Origin of the sequence: Mycobacterium sp. D16Q16 (genome assembly GCF_002013745.1) — a bacterium.
GTDB lineage: Bacteria > Actinomycetota > Actinomycetes > Mycobacteriales > Mycobacteriaceae > Mycobacterium.
In genome coordinates, this window is record NZ_MAEY01000016.1 from 23,932 (window position 1) to 39,815 (window position 15,884).

A 15,884-nucleotide genomic window follows, 5' to 3' on the forward strand; every position below is an offset into this window, starting at 1 on the left:
AACCACACATGATTTCACCTATGGCCGCTGATGTTGCGGCAGCCCACCTTGGCTTTGGCATCGGCTGGATCGGATGGATCGTCATCGGCGGAATCGCCGGATGGGTGGCCAGCAAGATCATGGGCACCGACGGTCAGCAAGGGCTCCTGCTCAACATCGTGGTCGGGATTGTGGGCGGGCTGTTAGGCGGATTCCTCCTGAACCTGCTCGATATCGGCACCTATGGCTTCGGCTGGGTTCTGACATTCGTCACCGCGCTGGCGGGCGCATGCATTCTCTTGTTCCTCGTGCGCCTCGTCAGCGGCCGGCGATGAGTGACAACAGATTCCGGCAGTCCACAACAGAAGGGGCCCCAGTGATTCCGTCCATTTCGAAGAAACTCGCGGTGGCCGCCGGTTTGGCCGCGGCCATCTCGCTGGCGGGCTGTTCCAGTGTGATCAATCAGGGTGGCGACACCACGTGCAAGGAATACCTCACCCAGGACGAGGCCACCCAGAACGAGGCCGTCATCAAGATGCTGAAGGACGAGAACCAACAAGACCCCAGTGGTCTGCAGTCCACGGCAGCACGGAACTCCGCCTTGGCCTATTGCAAGACGTTGGGCAACGAGAACAGCAAGATCAAAGAAGCCCCACACCTCTAACCGGGAGCATCACATGAGAACGCCAACAGTCAAGGCCACCAAGGTTTTTGCCGGATTCGCCATCGTTATTGGCGCGGCACTGACCGGGTGCGGCACCAGCACCGACAGTGGCCCGACAAGCACCAGCGCGACGACCACAACAACCACAACCACCACGACGACGACCGTTCCTGCGCCCAGCGGCGCACCGGACGGCACCCCGGCGCCCGGCCCGACCGGTAGCGGTGGTCCTGAGGGCGGATCCGGCGCCATCCCCGGCGGCCCGACCGGAGGCGGCGGACCCGGTGGCGGGAGCGGGAGCATCCCCGGCGGCCCGACCGGAGGCGGCGGGCCCGAGGGCGGCGGGGGCAACATCCCCGGCGTCGGCGGAGGCCACGGCGGCCCAGGTGGCGGCGGCGGATGCGTCGACAACGTGGGTTGCGTCAGCATCCCGTAAAGCAGTACGGCCCAGCTGCGCCTGTCGGAGATTTACTCCGGCAGGCGCAGCTCTGGCTTGTCCACCTCTTCGATGTTGACGTCCTTGAAGGTGATCACGCGCACGTGTTTGACGAAGCGCGCCGGCCGGAACAGGTCCCACACCCAGGCGTCAGAAAGCCGTAGCTCGAAGTACACCTCGGAGTCGGTGTTCCGTGGAATCACCTCGACGCTATTGGCCAGGTAAAACCGTCGCTCGGTCTCCACCACGTAGCTGAACTGCCCGACGATGTCCTTGTACTCGCGATACAGCGAGAGTTCCATCTCGGTTTCATACTTTTCGAGGTCTTCGGCGCTCATAGACTTTCCATTATCCCCCCTGTGAACTTCCTTGCGCCGCATTGCGCACGTTCACGAACGACTGTCGATGCTGAACTGACGGTCCCAGACGCCGCAACGCCTCGGTATGGACGGCCGTGCTGTAGCCCTTGTGCACCGCGAATCCGTACCCCGGATGATCGGAATCCATGGCCACCATCACCCGATCGCGGCTGACCTTTGCCAACACGCTGGCCGCGGCGATACAGGCCGCCGAGGCGTCACCCCCGATCACGGGCAGCGAGGGTACCGGCAGCCCCGGCACCCGGAATCCGTCAGTCAGCACGTATCCCGGCCTGAGACCCAGACCCGCGACCGCACGTCGCATTCCCTCAATGTTGGCCACGTGCACCCCAATACGATCCACCTCTTCGGCCGGCACCGACACCACGTGATACGCCTCGGCATACCGGCAGATGAGGGGAAACAATGTCTCGCGCATCTTCTCACTGAGTTTCTTCGAGTCATTGAGCGCGGCAAGGCTTTTCCGCTGGTTTGAGCCCAGCACGCACGCGGCGATCACCAACGGTCCCGCGCAGGCCCCGCGCCCCGCCTCGTCAACACCGGCAACCGGGCCCAAACCCACTCTGTCGAGTGTCAATTCGAGGGTGCGCAATCCGGATGCCTTGCGAATCACCGTGCGTGGGGGCCAGCTGGTAGTCATACCGCTAGGGCTACGTCTGGGGATTCACCGATGCGACGCCGCCCCACCGTCCGGGTGGCCATGCGATAAATCGCGCCTTGCCAATGACGTTATCCACGGGCACCGTGCCGATGTTCGGATCGCCGGTGCAGTAGACCCTCTGACGCTCGTCCATCCCTGGCCTGGCATCCCGTTCGAGGCTCTGGCAGTGCGCGCGCGAGTCGCCGCTGTGCGTCCGGTTGTCCCCCATCATCCACAGCTTGCCCTCCGGCACTTTGACGGGGCCGAACTGGAAACTCCAGCAAGCGTTGGTGGGATCAATGTCGCTGCCGGGACCAATGGTCTCCGGATCCAGATACGGCTCGTTCAGCTTCTTGCCATCGACCGTCAGGCCCGTGTCCCAGCGGCATTCCACGGTCTGCCCACCGGTCGCGATGACACGTTTCACCAGGTCGTTCTCGTCGGGGGGTACCACGCCGATGAAGGACAGGGCGTTCTGCAGGTATCGGACGGCGGTGTTGTCTGACCGGATCGACCGGTAGTTGCCGTTCCACTCGGGCGGCCCCTTGAACACCACAACATCACCAGGCTCGGGATCCGAGAATCGGAACACCACCTTGTCGACCATGATCCGGTCGCCGGTGCAACCACGGCAGCCGTGCAAGGTCGGCTCCATCGACTCCGACGGAATGAGATACGGACGGGCGATGAAGTTCTGCGTGATGCAGTAGAGCACCAGAGCGATCAGCAGCAGAACGCCGACCTCTTTGAGCATGCCCGAGCCGCTGTCTTCGTCCTTCGACGATGCTGCGGATGACGCCTCAGCGGCTGATTCGGCTTCGGGAGTATCGGCGGTGGTCTGCGCGGACGACTCAGACGGTCCTGATTCCCCTGACACCGGTGCTGTCATGAAAGCGCCGACTCGGTCAGCGCTTCTCCTTGATCTTGGCCTTCTTGCCACGCAGCTCGCGCAGGTAGTACAGCTTGGCGCGACGAACCGCACCGCGGGTGACGATCTCGACGTGGTCGATGTTCGGGGAGTGCACCGGGAAGGTGCGCTCGACGCCGACGCCGTAGCTCTCCTTGCGGACGGTGAAGGTGGCGCTCACGCCACCACCGGAGCGCCGCAGCACGGCACCCTTGAAGACCTGGATGCGCTCCTTGGAGCCCTCGATCACCTTGACGTGCACGTTGACGGTGTCGCCGGGACGGAAATCAGGCACATCCTGGCGCAGCGACGCCTGATCGACAAAGTCCAACGTGTTCATCGGTGTACTTCCCTCTTGGTCTCTCGACTCAATCGCGCGGCCGGGTCGCATACGGGGTATGCACCTCGGCCGATCAGTAGTTGCTTGGTTCTGTCTGGTTTGTGGCCAAGCGGCAGCAGACAGCTAGTCAATTGTGCCAGACAGGGGCCCTTCCAGTGAAATCGCCCACCCGGGCACCCCTTGGGCAGCGACTATCCAGACAGTACTAGTAAGCTACCGTGACCGGAACATCTGCCACATCGGTAACAAAATCGGAGTCTGACCGCAGAGGGGGTCTACGTGATGCGCGGCCAGCACCTGTTCGTGGGCTTGACGCTCACCGCAGTGACCACGCTGACCTCGGGATGTGTGGCATCGGTACGCAGCGATCCAGCTACCCCCGTGCTGGCGGTCGTGAGCGCTCCGGCCGAACCGGCACCGGTCTTCGCGGTGGAGAGTCCCCCTTCTTTCGAGACCCTGCCCGAGCGCACCACCGCAGCAACCGCCCAGGCCAAGAGCGCCGGCGCCGTGCTGACCGCGGTGATCAAGGATCGCGCCTCGGGAGCCGTGGTCTCCAACGGCAACAACAGCACCATTGCCATCGCCTCGGTGGCAAAACTGTTCATCGCCGACGATCTGCTGATGAGGGAATCGACGGGCGAGGTCACCCTGACCCCCTCGGATCGCATCTCGTTTGACCGGATGTTGCAGTCCTCCGATGACAGCGCCGCCGAGATCTTCTGGCAGCGCGGGGGCGGCAACTCGATCATCACCCGCGTCGCCGCGCGATATGGGCTCGCCTCCACCAACGTGCCCTCCGACGGCATGTGGTGGAACACCATCAGCACCGCTAACGACCTGGTGCAGTACTACGACATGCTGCTCTCCGGCGCGGGGGGCCTGCCTCCCGAGCGCGCGAACATCATCATGGACGACCTTGCCCGCTCAACGCCCAACGGCATCGACGGCTATCCCCAGCGCTTCGGGATCCCGGACGGCATTCCCGGTGAGCCCGTCGCGGTGAAGCAGGGCTGGATGTGCTGTGTCGGGTCCGCGTGGATGCATCTTTCGACGGGGGTCGTGGGCCCCGACCGGCGATTCATCGTGGTGGTGTCATCCCTGCAGACCGCCAACGATGCGACGGCGCGCAACACGCTAACTCAGGCCGTCGCCGCCATGTTCCCCGGCGGACGAATCGAAACCGAGTAGGTCCGGGCGCCGCTGCGCGGTCCGCTGACGTGACTGCTCGGCCCGCCACGCCGCAATCTTGGCGTGGTCACCAGAGAACAGCACCTGCGGTACATCGATCCCCCGCCAACTCGGCGGCCTGGTGTAAGACGGCCCCTCTAAAAGCCCGTCAGAGTGTGAATCTTCTTGCGCGGAAAGTGCATTGCCCAGCACTCCGGGAACCAGCCGCAGTACCGCCTCGATGATTACCAGCGCCGCGGACTCCCCGCCATTGAGCACATAATCGCCGATCGACACCTCGCGCACCCGCATCCGGGTCGCGGCGTCGTCGGCAACGCGCTGATCGATTCCCTCGTAGCGTCCACACGCGATCACCAGATGGTCTTCGGTGGACCAGTGACGGGCAGTCTCCTGCGTGAAGGGATACCCGGCGGGCGTCGGCACCACCAAAAGCGTTTCCGGTGTGCAGATCTCATCCAGGGCATCACCCCAGACCGTCGGCTTCATCACCATGCCGGGCCCGCCGCCGTAGGGCGAATCATCGACCGACTTGTGTACGTCGCGTGTCCAGCGCCGCAGATCGTGCACGGCGACGTCAACCAGCCCCGCATCAATGGCCTTGCCCGGCAAGGACTGCCGTACTGGCTGCAGATAGTCCGGGAAGATCGTGATGACGTCTATCTTCATGCCAGGGTTCTCACGACAGGTCCAACAGGCCTTCTGGCGGGTCGATCTCGATCACCTTGTCCGCCAGCGAGATCGACGTGACGATGACAGAGACAAACGGCACGAGAATCTCGGCCTGCCGGTCACTGCTCGGGGGCTTCACCGAAAGGAGCTCACCACCGGGGGTGTGCAATACCTCGGAAACGGTCCCGATGGCGGTGCCGTCCTGAGTCCGCACCGTAAGCCCCTCGAGCTGATGGTCGTAGAACTCGTCGGGATCTTGAAGGGGAGGAAGCTCACCGGCCTCAACCGTGAAAAGGGTGCCACGCAACGCATCTGCCGCGTCACGATCGGATATCCCGGTAAATCTGATCAGCAGCCGTCCGCTGTGCTCACGCACCGATTCGACGACGAACTCACGGCTGCCGCCACCACGGGGCAGCCGACCATTCAGCACCGAACCGGCAGCGAAACGTTCATCCGGATCGTCGGTGCGGATCTCTACCGCCAATTCGCCGGTGACGCCGTGCGCCTTGGCGATACGCCCGACCACAAGCTCCATCGGAGCTACCGGTCTGTATCCACCACGTCGACCCGGATGCCGCGGCCACCCACACCCGCGACCAGGGTGCGCAGCGCGGTGGCGGTACGCCCGCCCCGACCGATCACCTTTCCGAGATCGTCGGGGTGGACGTGAACCTCTACCGTGCGGCCGCGACGATTCGTCACCAGGTCAACGCGGACATCGTCGGGGTTGTCGACGATTCCTCGTACCAGATGCTCGACGGCGTCGACCACGACAGAACTCATCCGAGGTCCTATTCGCTTGCGGCGTCAGCAGATTCGGCAGGAGCCTCGGCGGCTTCCGCGGCCGGAGCCTCGGCATCGGCGGCCTCAGCCTTCTCGTCCTTCTTGGGGGCCTTCTTCTTTTTCTGCTGAATGGCCTCACCCGTGGGGGCACCGTCGGCCTCGGCCAGGGCGGCGTTGAACAGCTCCAGCTTGCTGGGCTTGGGCTCCTTGACCTTCAGGGTGCCCTCGGCGCCGGGGAGGCCCTTGAACTTCTGCCAGTCACCGGTGATCTTCAGCAGGGCCAACACCGGATCGGTCGGCTGCGCGCCCACGGACAGCCAGTGCTGCGCGCGCTCGGAGTCGATCTCGATGAGGCTGGGCTCTTCCTTGGGGTGGTACCGGCCGATCACCTCGATGGCGCGGCCTTCACGGCGGGTGCGCGCATCGGCGACCTGGATGCGGTACTGCGGGTTGCGGATCTTCCCGAGGCGGGTGAGCTTGATCTTGACAGCCATGACTACAACTTCTCCTTGAGGTATCACGCGGCAATTCGGCGACACGTGCGGACATGCACGATCCGGTTTTGCCTCGCGTGGGTCTGACCGCTGGTGGCCTTAGCCAATTCGCGGACCGGGTCATTGTGCCAGAGCATGGCCTACCAGCCCAAATCACACCGAAACTACGGTTTTCGACGCATCGTCCGAGAAGCCCGCACCAAACACGGCGTGTCGACGGGTTTGTGGCTGCTAGACCAGCCGGTTGAAACACTTCGTCTCGACACGACGCGTCAGCCGCCAGCCATGGCGGGTCCGCACCACGGCATCGTCATACCAAAGTCCCAGGAAAAGCACCTGTTCGGTGTCACCGCCCGGCACCATCGGGTTGAAACACAGGCTGCGCACGGTCGCCGCGCTCCGCTCCTCGTCATCGAAGTGGATCGAGACGTTTCCCAGCATGTGCGCGTACATCGGAAATGCCGGCAGCACCTGCGCCAACCATGCCTTGACGTCCGGATACTCGCCGTCGACACCGCCCATGGCGCGATAGTCGATGTACGCGTCGTTCGTGAACACCTCGTCCAGGTCGTCGAACTGACGAGTGTCAATGGCGGTCGCGTAATCGACCAGGAGCTGTTGGATCTGCAGGCGGTCGGAAACTTCGTCGAGGGTCCACGCGGATGTCATAGCTTGTGAGCATGCCCACTCGAACCGAAATCATCACGCAATTCGTCCCGAACTCTCCGCTGTGTCAGCATCTGGGAATCGCCCTGACCGAGATCGGCAACGATCGCGCGGTGCTGGGCATGCCGTTCAAACCTGAACTGGCCACCATGGGCCACACGGTGCACGGCGGCGCGATCGCCACCCTCGCCGACACCGCCGCCATGGCCGCGGCCTGGGCCGACGACGCGGTACCCGAAAAGTTCGGTGGCTCAACGGCTTCATTGACCGTGAACTACGTGTCCGCAGCCGAAGCCGCCGACCTTACCGCGGTGGGCCAGGTGGTCCGCCGCGGTAAGCGGCTATCGAACATCGAGGTGACGGTCTCCGATTCCACCGGTCAGGTGGTGGCAAAGGCCTTGGCTACCTACAACTTCGCTTAGGCGACTCCAATCTCGTGGCGGGCCAGCAGCTCCCGTACCCGCGGGATGACCTCGGTGCCGTACAACTCCACGTTCTGCATGCCCAGCCCCGGCTGGGACGCCTGATACACCAGGCTGAACCTGTCCGCGCCGAGGCCGCGAATGGTCTTGGTGATCTTGGCCGCCACGGTGTCGGGTGAACCGACATATAGCGAGCCGGACTTCACCTCGGCCAGGTACTCCTCGTAGCGCGGGGCTGGCCAGCCGCGCTCGCGCCCAATCGTGGTGCGCAGCTCCCTGAATCCCGGCCAGTACTGCGCGATCGCCTCCTCGTCGGATTCGGCGATATGCCCCGGACTATGAATGCCCAGCGGCATCGGCTCGGTGACACCGAGTTCGCGTTGCGCCCGACGGTAGAGGTCCACGTACGGCTCGAACCGCATGGGGTTGCCGCCGATGATCGCCAGGATCATCGGAATGCGGTACCGCACGCTACGGACCACCGAATCCGGCGAGCCGCCCACTCCGACCCAGGCGCGCAGGCCGTCGGCTGTCTTGGGATAGACCTCGACGTTGTCCAGCCCGGAACGCAGCTGCCCCGACCATGTCACCGGATCTCCGGGCAGCAGCTTCGCCATCAGATCGAACTTCTCCTCGAAGAGTTCCTCATAGTCCTTCAAGTCGTATCCGAACAACGGGAAGGAGTCGGTGAACGACCCACGACCGAGCACTACCTCGGCCCGGCCGCCGGAGATTCCGTCGAGGGTCGCGAACCGCTGATACACGCGCACCGGGTCGTCGGTGCTGAGCACCGTAACGGCGGTCGCGAGGGTGATCCGCTCGGTACGGGCGGCGATCGCGGCCAGCATCATCTCCGGGGACTCCCCCACGAACTCGCTGCGGTGATGCTCCCCGATGGCGAAGATGTCAACGCCGACCTGGTCCGCGCGCACCCCCTCCTCGACCACGGCGCGGATGGCTTCCGGATTGCTCATGCCTTCAGGGACATCGGCGAAAGTGTCCAAACCAAACTGCACTTGATTCGTCATGACCGCATAAACGGACCGCAGTCCGGTTATGTTCCCGATACCCGCCGCGCTAGTGTCGGAGCCGATGTCTTCCCTGCCGCGGCCTCGCCGCTTCCGAGTATTCGCGGTGCTCAGCGCCCTGCTCCTCATGCTCGTGATCCCCGGTGTCGCGCGCGCCGATACGGCGGCACCGCCGCCGGAGGGTCCGGCGCAGGCATGGTTGGTGGCGGACCTGGACTCCGGTCAGATCCTTGCCGCACGCGACCCCTACGCCGTACATCCCCCCGCGAGCACCATCAAGGTGCTGCTGGCCCTGGTGGCTCTCGACGAGGTGCCGCTGGATGCCACCGTGGTCGCCGATGCCGCGGACGCGAAAGCCGAATGCAACTGCGTGGGCATCAAGGCGGGCCAGACCTACACCGCGCGCGAGCTGCTCGACGCGGCACTGTTGGAGTCCGGCAATGATGCGGCCAACACCCTGGCGCACCTGCTCGGCGGACGACAGGCCACCGTCGACAAGATGAACGCCAAGGCCGCGGCCCTGGGTGCGACATCCACCCACACCGACTCGCCGTCGGGTCTGGATGCACCCGGCATGGACATGCGATCAAGCCCCCACGATCTAGCCGTCATATTCCGTGCGGCACTGGCCAATCCGGTGTTCGCCGGGATCACCGCACAGCCGGGCGCACCCTTCCCGGGGCGCGGGCTGCACAATCAGAACGAGCTGATGTACCGCTATCCGGGAGTGATCGGCGGCAAGACCGGTTTCACGGATATGGCTCGCAAGACCTATGTCGTGGCCGCTGAGCGCGACGGCAAGCGCCTTGTGGTGTCGATGATGTACGGCCTGGTGCACGAGGGCGGGCCGACGTATTGGGATCAGGCCACGAGCCTGTTCGACTGGGGCTTCGCCAACGACGGTCAGGTCACCGTCGGTTCGCTTTAAGCCTTGGAATTGAGCACCTGAAGCACTGTTTCGCCCACGCGCACCCGGCACATGGCAATTGCCAGCGCGACGGCGTCCTTGGGTGAGATCTGGGCCACCGCATTGCCGCCCGCGGCCGCCTCCTGAACCGCCGCCAACTTTCCGGCGTCATCCATCGTGTTGAAGTCCCCGCAGAGGGTGTCGGCGTGAGCAGTGGCCGGAATCGCGACTGATAGAACCAACATGCTCACCAAAACCCCCACCGTTCGCATGGCCGAACTCTAGCGAATCTGACCGCGCAGCACGACGAGATCAGGCCGCGACAGCACGTGCGGACCGGTGCGCGGGTCTTCGTGATATCCGACGACGTCGGCGGGTGCGCCATGCTCAAGTCCCGGCCGCCCCAGCCAATCCCGCGCGCGCCAGCACGCCGCACCCAGCGCATCGGTGGGGTCCATGCCAATGCGGGTGAGCGCGGCGACCTCATCGGAGATGCGCCCGTGCGCGATCCCGCCGCCAGCATCGGTGCCCGCGTAGATCGGTACTCCGGCGTCATAGGCGTTCCCGAAGGTCGTATGCAGGCCCGCGTACAGGTCGCGCATGTGTTGGGCGTAGACCGGGTACTTCGCCGCGGAGTCGGCGATTCCCGGGAAGTTCTCGATGTTGATGACGGTCGGAACGAGCGCGGTGCCGTGCTCGACCATCAAGGCGATGGTGTCATCGGTGAGGCCGGTGCCGTGCTCGATGCAGTCGATCCCGGCGCGAATCAAGCCCGGCAGCGCGTCCTCGCCGAAGACGTGCGCGGTGACCCGCGCACCTTGGGCATGCGCGGCCTCAATGGCCTGTTCGAGAATCTGGTCCGACCACAGTGGTGCCAGGTCGCCGACGGAGCGATCGATCCAGTCCCCCACCAACTTCACCCAGCCATCGCCCCAACGCGCTTGCAGGGCCACAGCTTCCGGAAGCTGCGATTCGTCCTCGATATCGATGGGCAATCCGGGGATGTAGCGCTTGGGCCTGGCTAGGTGCTTGCCCGCGCGGATGATGCGCGGCAGGTCTTCTCGCTCGTCGAAACCGCGGGTGTCCACCGGGGATCCGGCGTCGCGCAACAGCAGTGCGCCCACCTCGCGCTCGGCTTCGGCCTGCGCGACCGCTTCTTCCAGCGAGGTCGGACCGTGCGGCCCGACACCGACGTGACAGTGCGCGTCGACAAGTCCGGGCAGCAGCCACCCGCCGTCGAAGAGGGTGTCGGCACCCGCGATCGGTTCGCGGCTGATGACGCCGTCACGCACCCACAGATCGATCGGCTCTTCAGACGGAAGAGTTCGGCCCCGCAGGTGCACGCGCATCGGCTCAGTTCTTGGGGAACTTCAGCTTCGAGATATCGATATCGGCCAGACCTGGCGGCAATTCGCCGAGCCCCTCCGGCATCCCGGAGAGATCGGGGAATCCGGCCGGCATCCCCGGGGGCATCCCCGGGAATCCACCCCGGATCTTCGGCTGTGTGGGACCCCGTGAACCCTTCTTGCCCTTTTTGGTGTTCTTGCCGCCCTTGCGGTTGCTCTTGCGACTGATGGCGCCCATACCCATCCGGCCCGCCATCGACGCCATCATCTTGCGCGCCTCGAAGAAGCGGTCCACAAGCTGATTGACCTCTGAGACTGCGACTCCGGAACCGTTGGCGATGCGCAGTCGCCGCGAGGCATTGATGATCTTCGGGTCGGATCGTTCGGCGGGTGTCATCCCGCGAATGATGGCCTGCACCCTGTCCAGCTGCTTGTCGTCGACGGCGGCCAACGCGTCCTTCATCTGCCCGGCGCCGGGCAGCATGCCCAACAAGTTGCCGATGGGTCCCATCTTGCGGATCGCGAGCATCTGCTCCAGAAAGTCCTCGAGCGTCAGCTCTCCCGAGGTGATCTTCTCGGCAGCGGCCAGGGACTGTTCGGCATCGAAATGCTGTTCGGCCTGCTCAATGAGGGACAGCAGGTCGCCCATGCCCAGGATGCGGCTTGCCATCCGGTCGGGGTGGAAGACGTCGAAGTCCTCCAGCTTTTCGCCGGTCGACGCGAACAAAATCGGGGTGCCGGTGATCTCACGCACCGAAAGCGCGGCACCACCGCGAGCATCGCCGTCGAGCTTGGTCAGGACCACACCCGTGAATCCGACACCCGCGCGGAAGGCCTCGGCGGTGCTCACCGCGTCCTGACCGATCATGGCGTCGAGGACGAAGAGCACCTCGTCGGGGTCGACGGCGTCACGGATGCGGGCCGCCTGGTCCATCAGTTCGGCGTCGATACCGAGACGGCCCGCGGTGTCGACGAGCACCACGTCGAAGTGCTGAGCCTTGGCATGGGCGAGACCGTCACGGGCCACCGCGACCGGATCGCCGACCAATGAGCCGACCTCCAGCCCACCGGGTGCGGCACCCGGATGCGGCGCGTAGACGGAGACTCCGGCACGCTCACCGACCACCTGCAGCTGGTTCACCGCGCCGGGGCGCTGCAGGTCGCAGGCCACGAGAAGCGGGGTATGTCCTTGCCCCTTAAGCCATTTCGCGAGCTTGCCGGCGAGGGTGGTCTTACCGGCACCCTGCAAGCCGGCGAGCATAACGACGGTCGGCGGGGTCTTGGCGAAGGCCAGCTGACGGGTTTCCCCACCGAGGATGCCGATCAGCTCCTCGTTGACGATCTTGACGACCTGCTGCGCCGGGTTCAGCGCGCCGGAAACCTCGGCTCCCTTGGCACGTTCCTTGATGCGCCCGATGAAGGTGCGCACGACGGGCAGCGCGACATCGGCTTCCAGCAGCGCCAGCCGGATGGTCCGGCAGGTCGCGTCGATATCGGCGTCGGACAGACGTCCCTTGCCCCGTAGGCCAGCAAGGGCATCGGTCAACCGGTCAGACAGCGATTCAAACACGTCGACCAGCCTAGCTGGCTGCCCCTTTTGTGCCTCCGTCGTGGCGGGCAATCGGGATCAGCTCGACCTCGCCCGCCGATTCCGCTGTCACCCGGTGACTGGAGGTTGCGGGCGCAGTCGCGGAATGAGAGTGCCGGCGAGACCGCGCAGGCTCCACCCGATGAGGCTCGGGTAGTCGATGCTGTCCCGCCAGAAGACGACTTTGTCATCGACAAATCTCATAGTGGCTTTGACCCGAAACCGGACCCATAGGGGGCCAAGTTTGGCGATGTCGATGCGGTCACTGATCACCTCGTCGCCCTGTTCCACGACGCTGAGCGGGGACACGGTGAGTCCGGAGACGCACGCCTGGAAGCCCCGCGCCAAGGCAGGTCTGAGGTTCTCCTTGCCCTTGATCTTCGGGACGGGTGCGAGCACGTGCTCGACATCGTCCGAGAAGAACTTCAGATAGCCGTCAAGATCCAGGGCCGCCATCGTGGCGAAGGCGTCTTTCACAAGCTCCACACGCGGGTGGACGTTCGCCGGGTGCGCCCCGCTCGTTCGGTCCTCAAGAAATGCCATGCCCCGACGATCGCCCGTGACCTGCTGCCATCGCTACCCGCAGCGCTGCCAACCACTGCCACATCGCTTGTACGCGCTAGCTGGCCGCCCTCTTCGGCTCGGGTGCCGCCGCCGGTAGCACCGAGGCGATGGCGGCCTCCAGTACCGCCTGCTCAGGCCCGGTGCTCAGACAGAATGTGTCGACCACCGAGGAACCCAGCGTGTTGACCCTGGCCCACGCGATATCCACGCCGTGCCGCTCCAGGGTCGCGGTGATGCGCGCCAGCAGCCCCGGCGCGTCAGAGGTGCGGATCTCCACAATCTGTTGGTCGGCATTCCCGGCAGGCTCGAACCAGCGGATGCGGGGCGGCGCGGGCGCGTAATTGGTGGGGACAGCAGGTGTCGCATCCCCGACCAGGCCGCTTCCGAACTGCGCGGATTCGCGTTCGCGCTCGTCGAGTGCCGCGATGATGTCGGTATCGCCATCCAGAGCCGAGATCAGCTGCTGACGCAGCAGCCCGGCCGCCGGAGGTGAACCGAACCGTGGCGACACCTCGAAGGTGTTGATGGCCGACCCGGCATGACTCGCCACCGAGGCCGAGAACACGCGCAAGGAGTTCAGCGACAGCACCCCGGCGGCCTTGGAGAGCAGCCCGCGCTGATCGGGCGCGATCATGCTCACGGTGTACATGTGGGGCGATCCCGCGGGCACCAGCCGTACCTGCACTCCCCCGTCGGCTGCCAACGAAAGCAGTTCCGGGTCAATGGGATCGGGTTCGGGAAGCTGTTCACCGCGCATCACCATCCGGCATTTGCGCACCAATTCCCCGATCAGCGACGACTTCCAATCGCCCCACACCCCGGGGCCGGTAGCCAGCGAGTCCGCCTCGGCGAGCTGTTGCAGCAGCTCCAGGAGCAGGAGATCACCGCCGAGCGTGTTGACCACGGTGTCAATGGTTTCCGGGTCGGCGAGGTCACGCCGCGTCGCGGTGTTGGGCAGCAACAGGTGATAGCGCACGATCTTGGACAGCAGCTCCACATCGGAGGGCCACAGACCCAGTCGGGTGCCAATCTGCACGGCCAGGTCAGCGCCGACGACACTGTGATCACCGCCGCGGCCCTTGCCGATGTCGTGCACCAGCGCACCGAGAATCAGTAGATCGGGCCGAGAGACTCTGGTGGTGAACGCGCTCGCCTGCGCGACCGTCTCGACCAGATGCCTGTCCACGGTCCAGATGTGCACGATGTCGCGCGGCGGCAGGTCTCGCACCGGGCCCCATTCTGGAAACAGCCTGCCCCACAATCCAGTTCGGTCCAGCGCCTCGATGGTGGCCACCGCATGACGACCGGCCTCCAGCAGCACCAGCAGATCTTTGAGCGCCTCTCGGGGCCAGGGCGCGCGAAGCTCCGGAGCGGATTCGGCAAGACGACCCAACGTGGACGCGGAAATCGGCAGACCGGTGGTCGCCGATGCCGCTGCCACACGCAAGATCAGCGACGGGTCCCGTTCCGGGCGGGCGTCACGGGCCAGCACCACCTCTCCGGCATGCTCTACCACGCCTTCGTCGATCGGACGTCGGACTGTGCGCCGGAGCACTGAAATACCCCGTCGGGGAATTGCATTGGCGGCCGCGCGCAGTCCGACATCCACCGAGTAACTGATGGTGCGGGCCGCGTCGGACAGCATCCTGGCCAGGTCGAAGCGATCGCCAACGCGCAGCGCCGCACCGATTTCGTCGGCGAATTGAGCCAGCAGCTGATCGCGCTCTCGCCCGGCGACTCGATGCAATTCGGTGCGAACATCCAGAATGACCGAATGCGCGCCGTCGAATGACTTCGCCAGACCACTGTCGGTGAGCTGAGCAATGGCCAACGCGCGCAAGAGCTGAACATCACGCAGACCACCGCGGCCGGACTTCAGATCGGGTTCGGCCCGGTGTGCGATCTCACCGCTGCGCCGCCATCGCGCTTGCGTGTATTCGATCAGCTCGTCGAGACGAGTCCGGATCTGCGAACGCCATTGCTGGCGCACTCCGCCGATCATCAGGCTGGACAGCTGCGCGTCCCCGGCGATGTGCCTGGCATCGAGCAGCGACAGCGCCGCCGACATCTCCTGCCCGGCGACATGCAAGGTGTCCGCAACCGTCCGGACACTGTGATCGAGTCGAATATTGGCGTCCCACAACGGATACCACAGCCCGTCGGCGACCTCGCCGAGAGTCTGCGGCGCGATGTTCTCGTCGTGCAGGAGTACCAAATCCAGATCCGAGTGCGGCAGCATCTCGCGTCGACCCAGACCGCCGAGTGCCACGATGGCGAATCCACTGGAGTCGGTAATGCCGACCTCGGCGGCCTTGGCTGTCAGCCACAGCTCATTGAGGTCGGTCATCGCCTCCCGAATCGCACCGGCGTTGAGCCGGCCGCTCTCACCGAGCAGCTGCGCCCTGGCGGCCACGAGGTCCGTTGCGGCGCCCATGTGATTACCGTCCTAAGCGGTTAGAGGGCCCAAGCCCTACAGAGCGTCGGTCCCCCGCTCGCCGGTGCGCACCCGCACCACCGAGTCAACCGGGCTCACCCATACCTTGCCGTCGCCGATCTTGCCGGTGCGTGCGGCGGTCACGATGACCTCGACGACCTTGTCGACGGCGCTGTCGTCCACCACGACCTCGACGCGAACCTTCGGCACGAAGTCGACCGAGTATTCAGCGCCGCGGTACACCTCGGTGTGGCCCTTCTGCCGGCCGTAGCCCTGCACCTCGCTGACCGTCATGCCGAGGATGCCGGCCTGTTCCAGACCAGTCTTGACATCTTCCAGCGTGAACGGTTTGACGATCGCGGTGACCAGCTTCATGTCCCTCATTCCTCCCTGCCGCTGCTGTGGCGGCCGATGACCGAACCACTTCCCAGTGCGACAAAGTCGTA

At 65.0% G+C, this 15,884-nt stretch carries 22 protein-coding genes; 6 read left to right on the plus strand and 16 right to left on the minus strand.

Annotated features, from left to right (window positions below; genetic code table 11):
• The first annotated feature begins 8 nt into the window (after positions 1-8).
• The 3 genes from B4394_RS17485 to B4394_RS17495 are packed head-to-tail and all read left to right on the plus strand — an operon-like array spanning position 9 to position 1,079.
• The gene (locus B4394_RS17485; RefSeq protein WP_078311111.1) at positions 9-314 is read left to right on the plus strand and encodes a GlsB/YeaQ/YmgE family stress response membrane protein; all 306 of its coding nucleotides are present in this window, start codon (positions 9-11) and stop codon (positions 312-314) included.
• Positions 315-355: 41 nt separating this feature from the next.
• A complete protein-coding gene (locus tag B4394_RS17490) occupies positions 356-643 on the plus strand; it encodes a hypothetical protein (protein WP_078311112.1) in 288 nt (95 codons plus the stop codon).
• A 13-nt stretch (positions 644-656) separates the two neighbouring features.
• Positions 657-1,079, plus strand: a complete 423-nt coding sequence (locus tag B4394_RS17495; RefSeq protein ID WP_078311113.1) for a hypothetical protein — start codon at positions 657-659, stop codon at positions 1,077-1,079.
• Between the two features lie 32 nt (positions 1,080-1,111).
• Here B4394_RS17495 and B4394_RS17500 read toward each other — a convergent pair whose 3' ends face one another.
• The 4 genes from B4394_RS17500 to rplS are packed head-to-tail and all read right to left on the minus strand — an operon-like array spanning position 1,112 to position 3,346.
• On the minus strand, positions 1,112-1,417 hold the full coding sequence (locus B4394_RS17500) for a DUF2469 domain-containing protein (RefSeq protein ID WP_005056986.1): 306 nt from the start codon (positions 1,415-1,417) through the stop codon (positions 1,112-1,114).
• A 10-nt stretch (positions 1,418-1,427) separates the two neighbouring features.
• Positions 1,428-2,099, minus strand: a complete 672-nt coding sequence (locus B4394_RS17505; protein ID WP_078311114.1) for a ribonuclease HII — start codon at positions 2,097-2,099, stop codon at positions 1,428-1,430.
• Positions 2,100-2,109: 10 nt separating this feature from the next.
• Positions 2,110-2,988, minus strand: coding sequence for a signal peptidase I (lepB, locus tag B4394_RS17510; protein ID WP_078311115.1), 879 nt, complete (start codon positions 2,986-2,988; stop codon positions 2,110-2,112).
• Between the two features lie 16 nt (positions 2,989-3,004).
• Entirely contained in the window at positions 3,005-3,346 is a 342-nt protein-coding gene (rplS, locus tag B4394_RS17515; RefSeq protein WP_078311116.1) for a 50S ribosomal protein L19, read from the minus strand.
• Between the two features lie 282 nt (positions 3,347-3,628).
• On the opposite strand from rplS, the gene B4394_RS17520 reads away from it, so the two are divergent.
• Complete coding sequence (locus B4394_RS17520) at positions 3,629-4,534, plus strand: serine hydrolase (protein WP_078311167.1); 906 nt, start codon at positions 3,629-3,631, stop codon at positions 4,532-4,534.
• Here B4394_RS17520 and trmD read toward each other — a convergent pair.
• The 5 genes from trmD to B4394_RS17545 form a co-directional block, all read right to left on the minus strand.
• Positions 4,481-5,200, minus strand: coding sequence for a tRNA (guanosine(37)-N1)-methyltransferase TrmD (trmD, locus tag B4394_RS17525; RefSeq protein ID WP_078315804.1), 720 nt, complete (start codon positions 5,198-5,200; stop codon positions 4,481-4,483). The two genes, B4394_RS17520 and trmD, sit on opposite strands and share 54 nt — an antisense overlap.
• A gap of 10 nt (positions 5,201-5,210) precedes the next feature.
• On the minus strand, positions 5,211-5,741 hold the full coding sequence (rimM, locus tag B4394_RS17530; RefSeq protein WP_078315805.1) for a ribosome maturation factor RimM: 531 nt from the start codon (positions 5,739-5,741) through the stop codon (positions 5,211-5,213).
• 5 nt (positions 5,742-5,746) lie between these two features.
• Positions 5,747-5,989, minus strand: a complete 243-nt coding sequence (locus tag B4394_RS17535; RefSeq protein ID WP_005081564.1) for an RNA-binding protein — start codon at positions 5,987-5,989, stop codon at positions 5,747-5,749.
• A gap of 8 nt (positions 5,990-5,997) precedes the next feature.
• Positions 5,998-6,483, minus strand: a complete 486-nt coding sequence (gene rpsP, locus B4394_RS17540) for a 30S ribosomal protein S16 (protein WP_078311119.1) — start codon at positions 6,481-6,483, stop codon at positions 5,998-6,000.
• A gap of 231 nt (positions 6,484-6,714) precedes the next feature.
• A complete protein-coding gene (locus B4394_RS17545) occupies positions 6,715-7,152 on the minus strand; it encodes a nuclear transport factor 2 family protein (RefSeq protein ID WP_078315806.1) in 438 nt (145 codons plus the stop codon).
• A gap of 11 nt (positions 7,153-7,163) precedes the next feature.
• Between B4394_RS17545 and B4394_RS17550 the strand changes: the two genes are divergently transcribed.
• On the plus strand, positions 7,164-7,571 hold the full coding sequence (locus B4394_RS17550) for a PaaI family thioesterase (protein WP_078315810.1): 408 nt from the start codon (positions 7,164-7,166) through the stop codon (positions 7,569-7,571).
• Here B4394_RS17550 and B4394_RS17555 read toward each other — a convergent pair.
• The gene (locus B4394_RS17555; RefSeq protein WP_078315811.1) at positions 7,568-8,587 is read right to left on the minus strand and encodes an LLM class flavin-dependent oxidoreductase; all 1,020 of its coding nucleotides are present in this window, start codon (positions 8,585-8,587) and stop codon (positions 7,568-7,570) included. The two genes, B4394_RS17550 and B4394_RS17555, sit on opposite strands and share 4 nt — an antisense overlap.
• A 64-nt stretch (positions 8,588-8,651) precedes the next feature.
• Between B4394_RS17555 and B4394_RS17560 the strand changes: the two genes are divergently transcribed.
• Positions 8,652-9,527, plus strand: a complete 876-nt coding sequence (locus tag B4394_RS17560) for a D-alanyl-D-alanine carboxypeptidase family protein (protein ID WP_139360274.1) — start codon at positions 8,652-8,654, stop codon at positions 9,525-9,527.
• Here the strand turns inward: B4394_RS17560 and B4394_RS17565 are convergent.
• From B4394_RS17565 to B4394_RS17590, 6 genes are all read right to left on the minus strand, one after another.
• On the minus strand, positions 9,524-9,778 hold the full coding sequence (locus B4394_RS17565; RefSeq protein WP_078311121.1) for a hypothetical protein: 255 nt from the start codon (positions 9,776-9,778) through the stop codon (positions 9,524-9,526). The genes B4394_RS17560 and B4394_RS17565 overlap by 4 nt on opposite strands.
• 9 nt (positions 9,779-9,787) lie before the next feature.
• Positions 9,788-10,855 (minus strand): amidohydrolase family protein, encoded by a 1,068-nt coding sequence (locus tag B4394_RS17570; protein ID WP_078311122.1) that lies wholly within the window; start codon positions 10,853-10,855, stop codon positions 9,788-9,790.
• Positions 10,856-10,859: 4 nt separating this feature from the next.
• A complete protein-coding gene (ffh, locus tag B4394_RS17575; protein WP_078311123.1) occupies positions 10,860-12,422 on the minus strand; it encodes a signal recognition particle protein in 1,563 nt (520 codons plus the stop codon).
• An 87-nt stretch (positions 12,423-12,509) separates the two neighbouring features.
• Positions 12,510-12,983 carry a limonene-1,2-epoxide hydrolase family protein gene (locus tag B4394_RS17580; protein WP_078315807.1) on the minus strand — a complete coding sequence of 158 codons (474 nt, stop codon included), beginning with the start codon at positions 12,981-12,983 and terminating at the stop codon, positions 12,510-12,512.
• A gap of 76 nt (positions 12,984-13,059) precedes the next feature.
• Complete coding sequence (locus tag B4394_RS17585; protein WP_078315808.1) at positions 13,060-15,438, minus strand: [protein-PII] uridylyltransferase; 2,379 nt, start codon at positions 15,436-15,438, stop codon at positions 13,060-13,062.
• Between the two features lie 36 nt (positions 15,439-15,474).
• On the minus strand, positions 15,475-15,813 hold the full coding sequence (locus B4394_RS17590; protein WP_078287524.1) for a P-II family nitrogen regulator: 339 nt from the start codon (positions 15,811-15,813) through the stop codon (positions 15,475-15,477).
• Between the last annotated feature and the right edge of the window lie 71 nt (positions 15,814-15,884).

Coding starts and splice junctions, on each gene's coding strand:
- rplS (WP_078311116.1), bottom strand. CDS start 3,346: ATGAACACGTTGGACTTTGTCGATCAGGCGTCGCTGCGCCAGGATGTG.
- B4394_RS17550 (WP_078315810.1), top strand. CDS start 7,164: ATGCCCACTCGAACCGAAATCATCACGCAATTCGTCCCGAACTCTCCG.
- B4394_RS17535 (WP_005081564.1), bottom strand. CDS start 5,989: ATGAGTTCTGTCGTGGTCGACGCCGTCGAGCATCTGGTACGAGGAATC.
- lepB (WP_078311115.1), bottom strand. CDS start 2,988: ATGACAGCACCGGTGTCAGGGGAATCAGGACCGTCTGAGTCGTCCGCG.
- B4394_RS17520 (WP_078311167.1), top strand. CDS start 3,629: ATGCGCGGCCAGCACCTGTTCGTGGGCTTGACGCTCACCGCAGTGACC.
- B4394_RS17500 (WP_005056986.1), bottom strand. CDS start 1,417: ATGAGCGCCGAAGACCTCGAAAAGTATGAAACCGAGATGGAACTCTCG.
- B4394_RS17580 (WP_078315807.1), bottom strand. CDS start 12,983: ATGGCATTTCTTGAGGACCGAACGAGCGGGGCGCACCCGGCGAACGTC.
- B4394_RS17485 (WP_078311111.1), top strand. CDS start 9: ATGATTTCACCTATGGCCGCTGATGTTGCGGCAGCCCACCTTGGCTTT.
- trmD (WP_078315804.1), bottom strand. CDS start 5,200: ATGAAGATAGACGTCATCACGATCTTCCCGGACTATCTGCAGCCAGTA.
- B4394_RS17565 (WP_078311121.1), bottom strand. CDS start 9,778: ATGCGAACGGTGGGGGTTTTGGTGAGCATGTTGGTTCTATCAGTCGCG.
- B4394_RS17590 (WP_078287524.1), bottom strand. CDS start 15,813: ATGAAGCTGGTCACCGCGATCGTCAAACCGTTCACGCTGGAAGATGTC.
- B4394_RS17505 (WP_078311114.1), bottom strand. CDS start 2,099: ATGACTACCAGCTGGCCCCCACGCACGGTGATTCGCAAGGCATCCGGA.
- rpsP (WP_078311119.1), bottom strand. CDS start 6,483: ATGGCTGTCAAGATCAAGCTCACCCGCCTCGGGAAGATCCGCAACCCG.
- B4394_RS17495 (WP_078311113.1), top strand. CDS start 657: ATGAGAACGCCAACAGTCAAGGCCACCAAGGTTTTTGCCGGATTCGCC.
- B4394_RS17585 (WP_078315808.1), bottom strand. CDS start 15,438: ATGGGCGCCGCAACGGACCTCGTGGCCGCCAGGGCGCAGCTGCTCGGT.
- B4394_RS17545 (WP_078315806.1), bottom strand. CDS start 7,152: ATGACATCCGCGTGGACCCTCGACGAAGTTTCCGACCGCCTGCAGATC.
- rimM (WP_078315805.1), bottom strand. CDS start 5,741: ATGGAGCTTGTGGTCGGGCGTATCGCCAAGGCGCACGGCGTCACCGGC.
- B4394_RS17570 (WP_078311122.1), bottom strand. CDS start 10,855: ATGCGCGTGCACCTGCGGGGCCGAACTCTTCCGTCTGAAGAGCCGATC.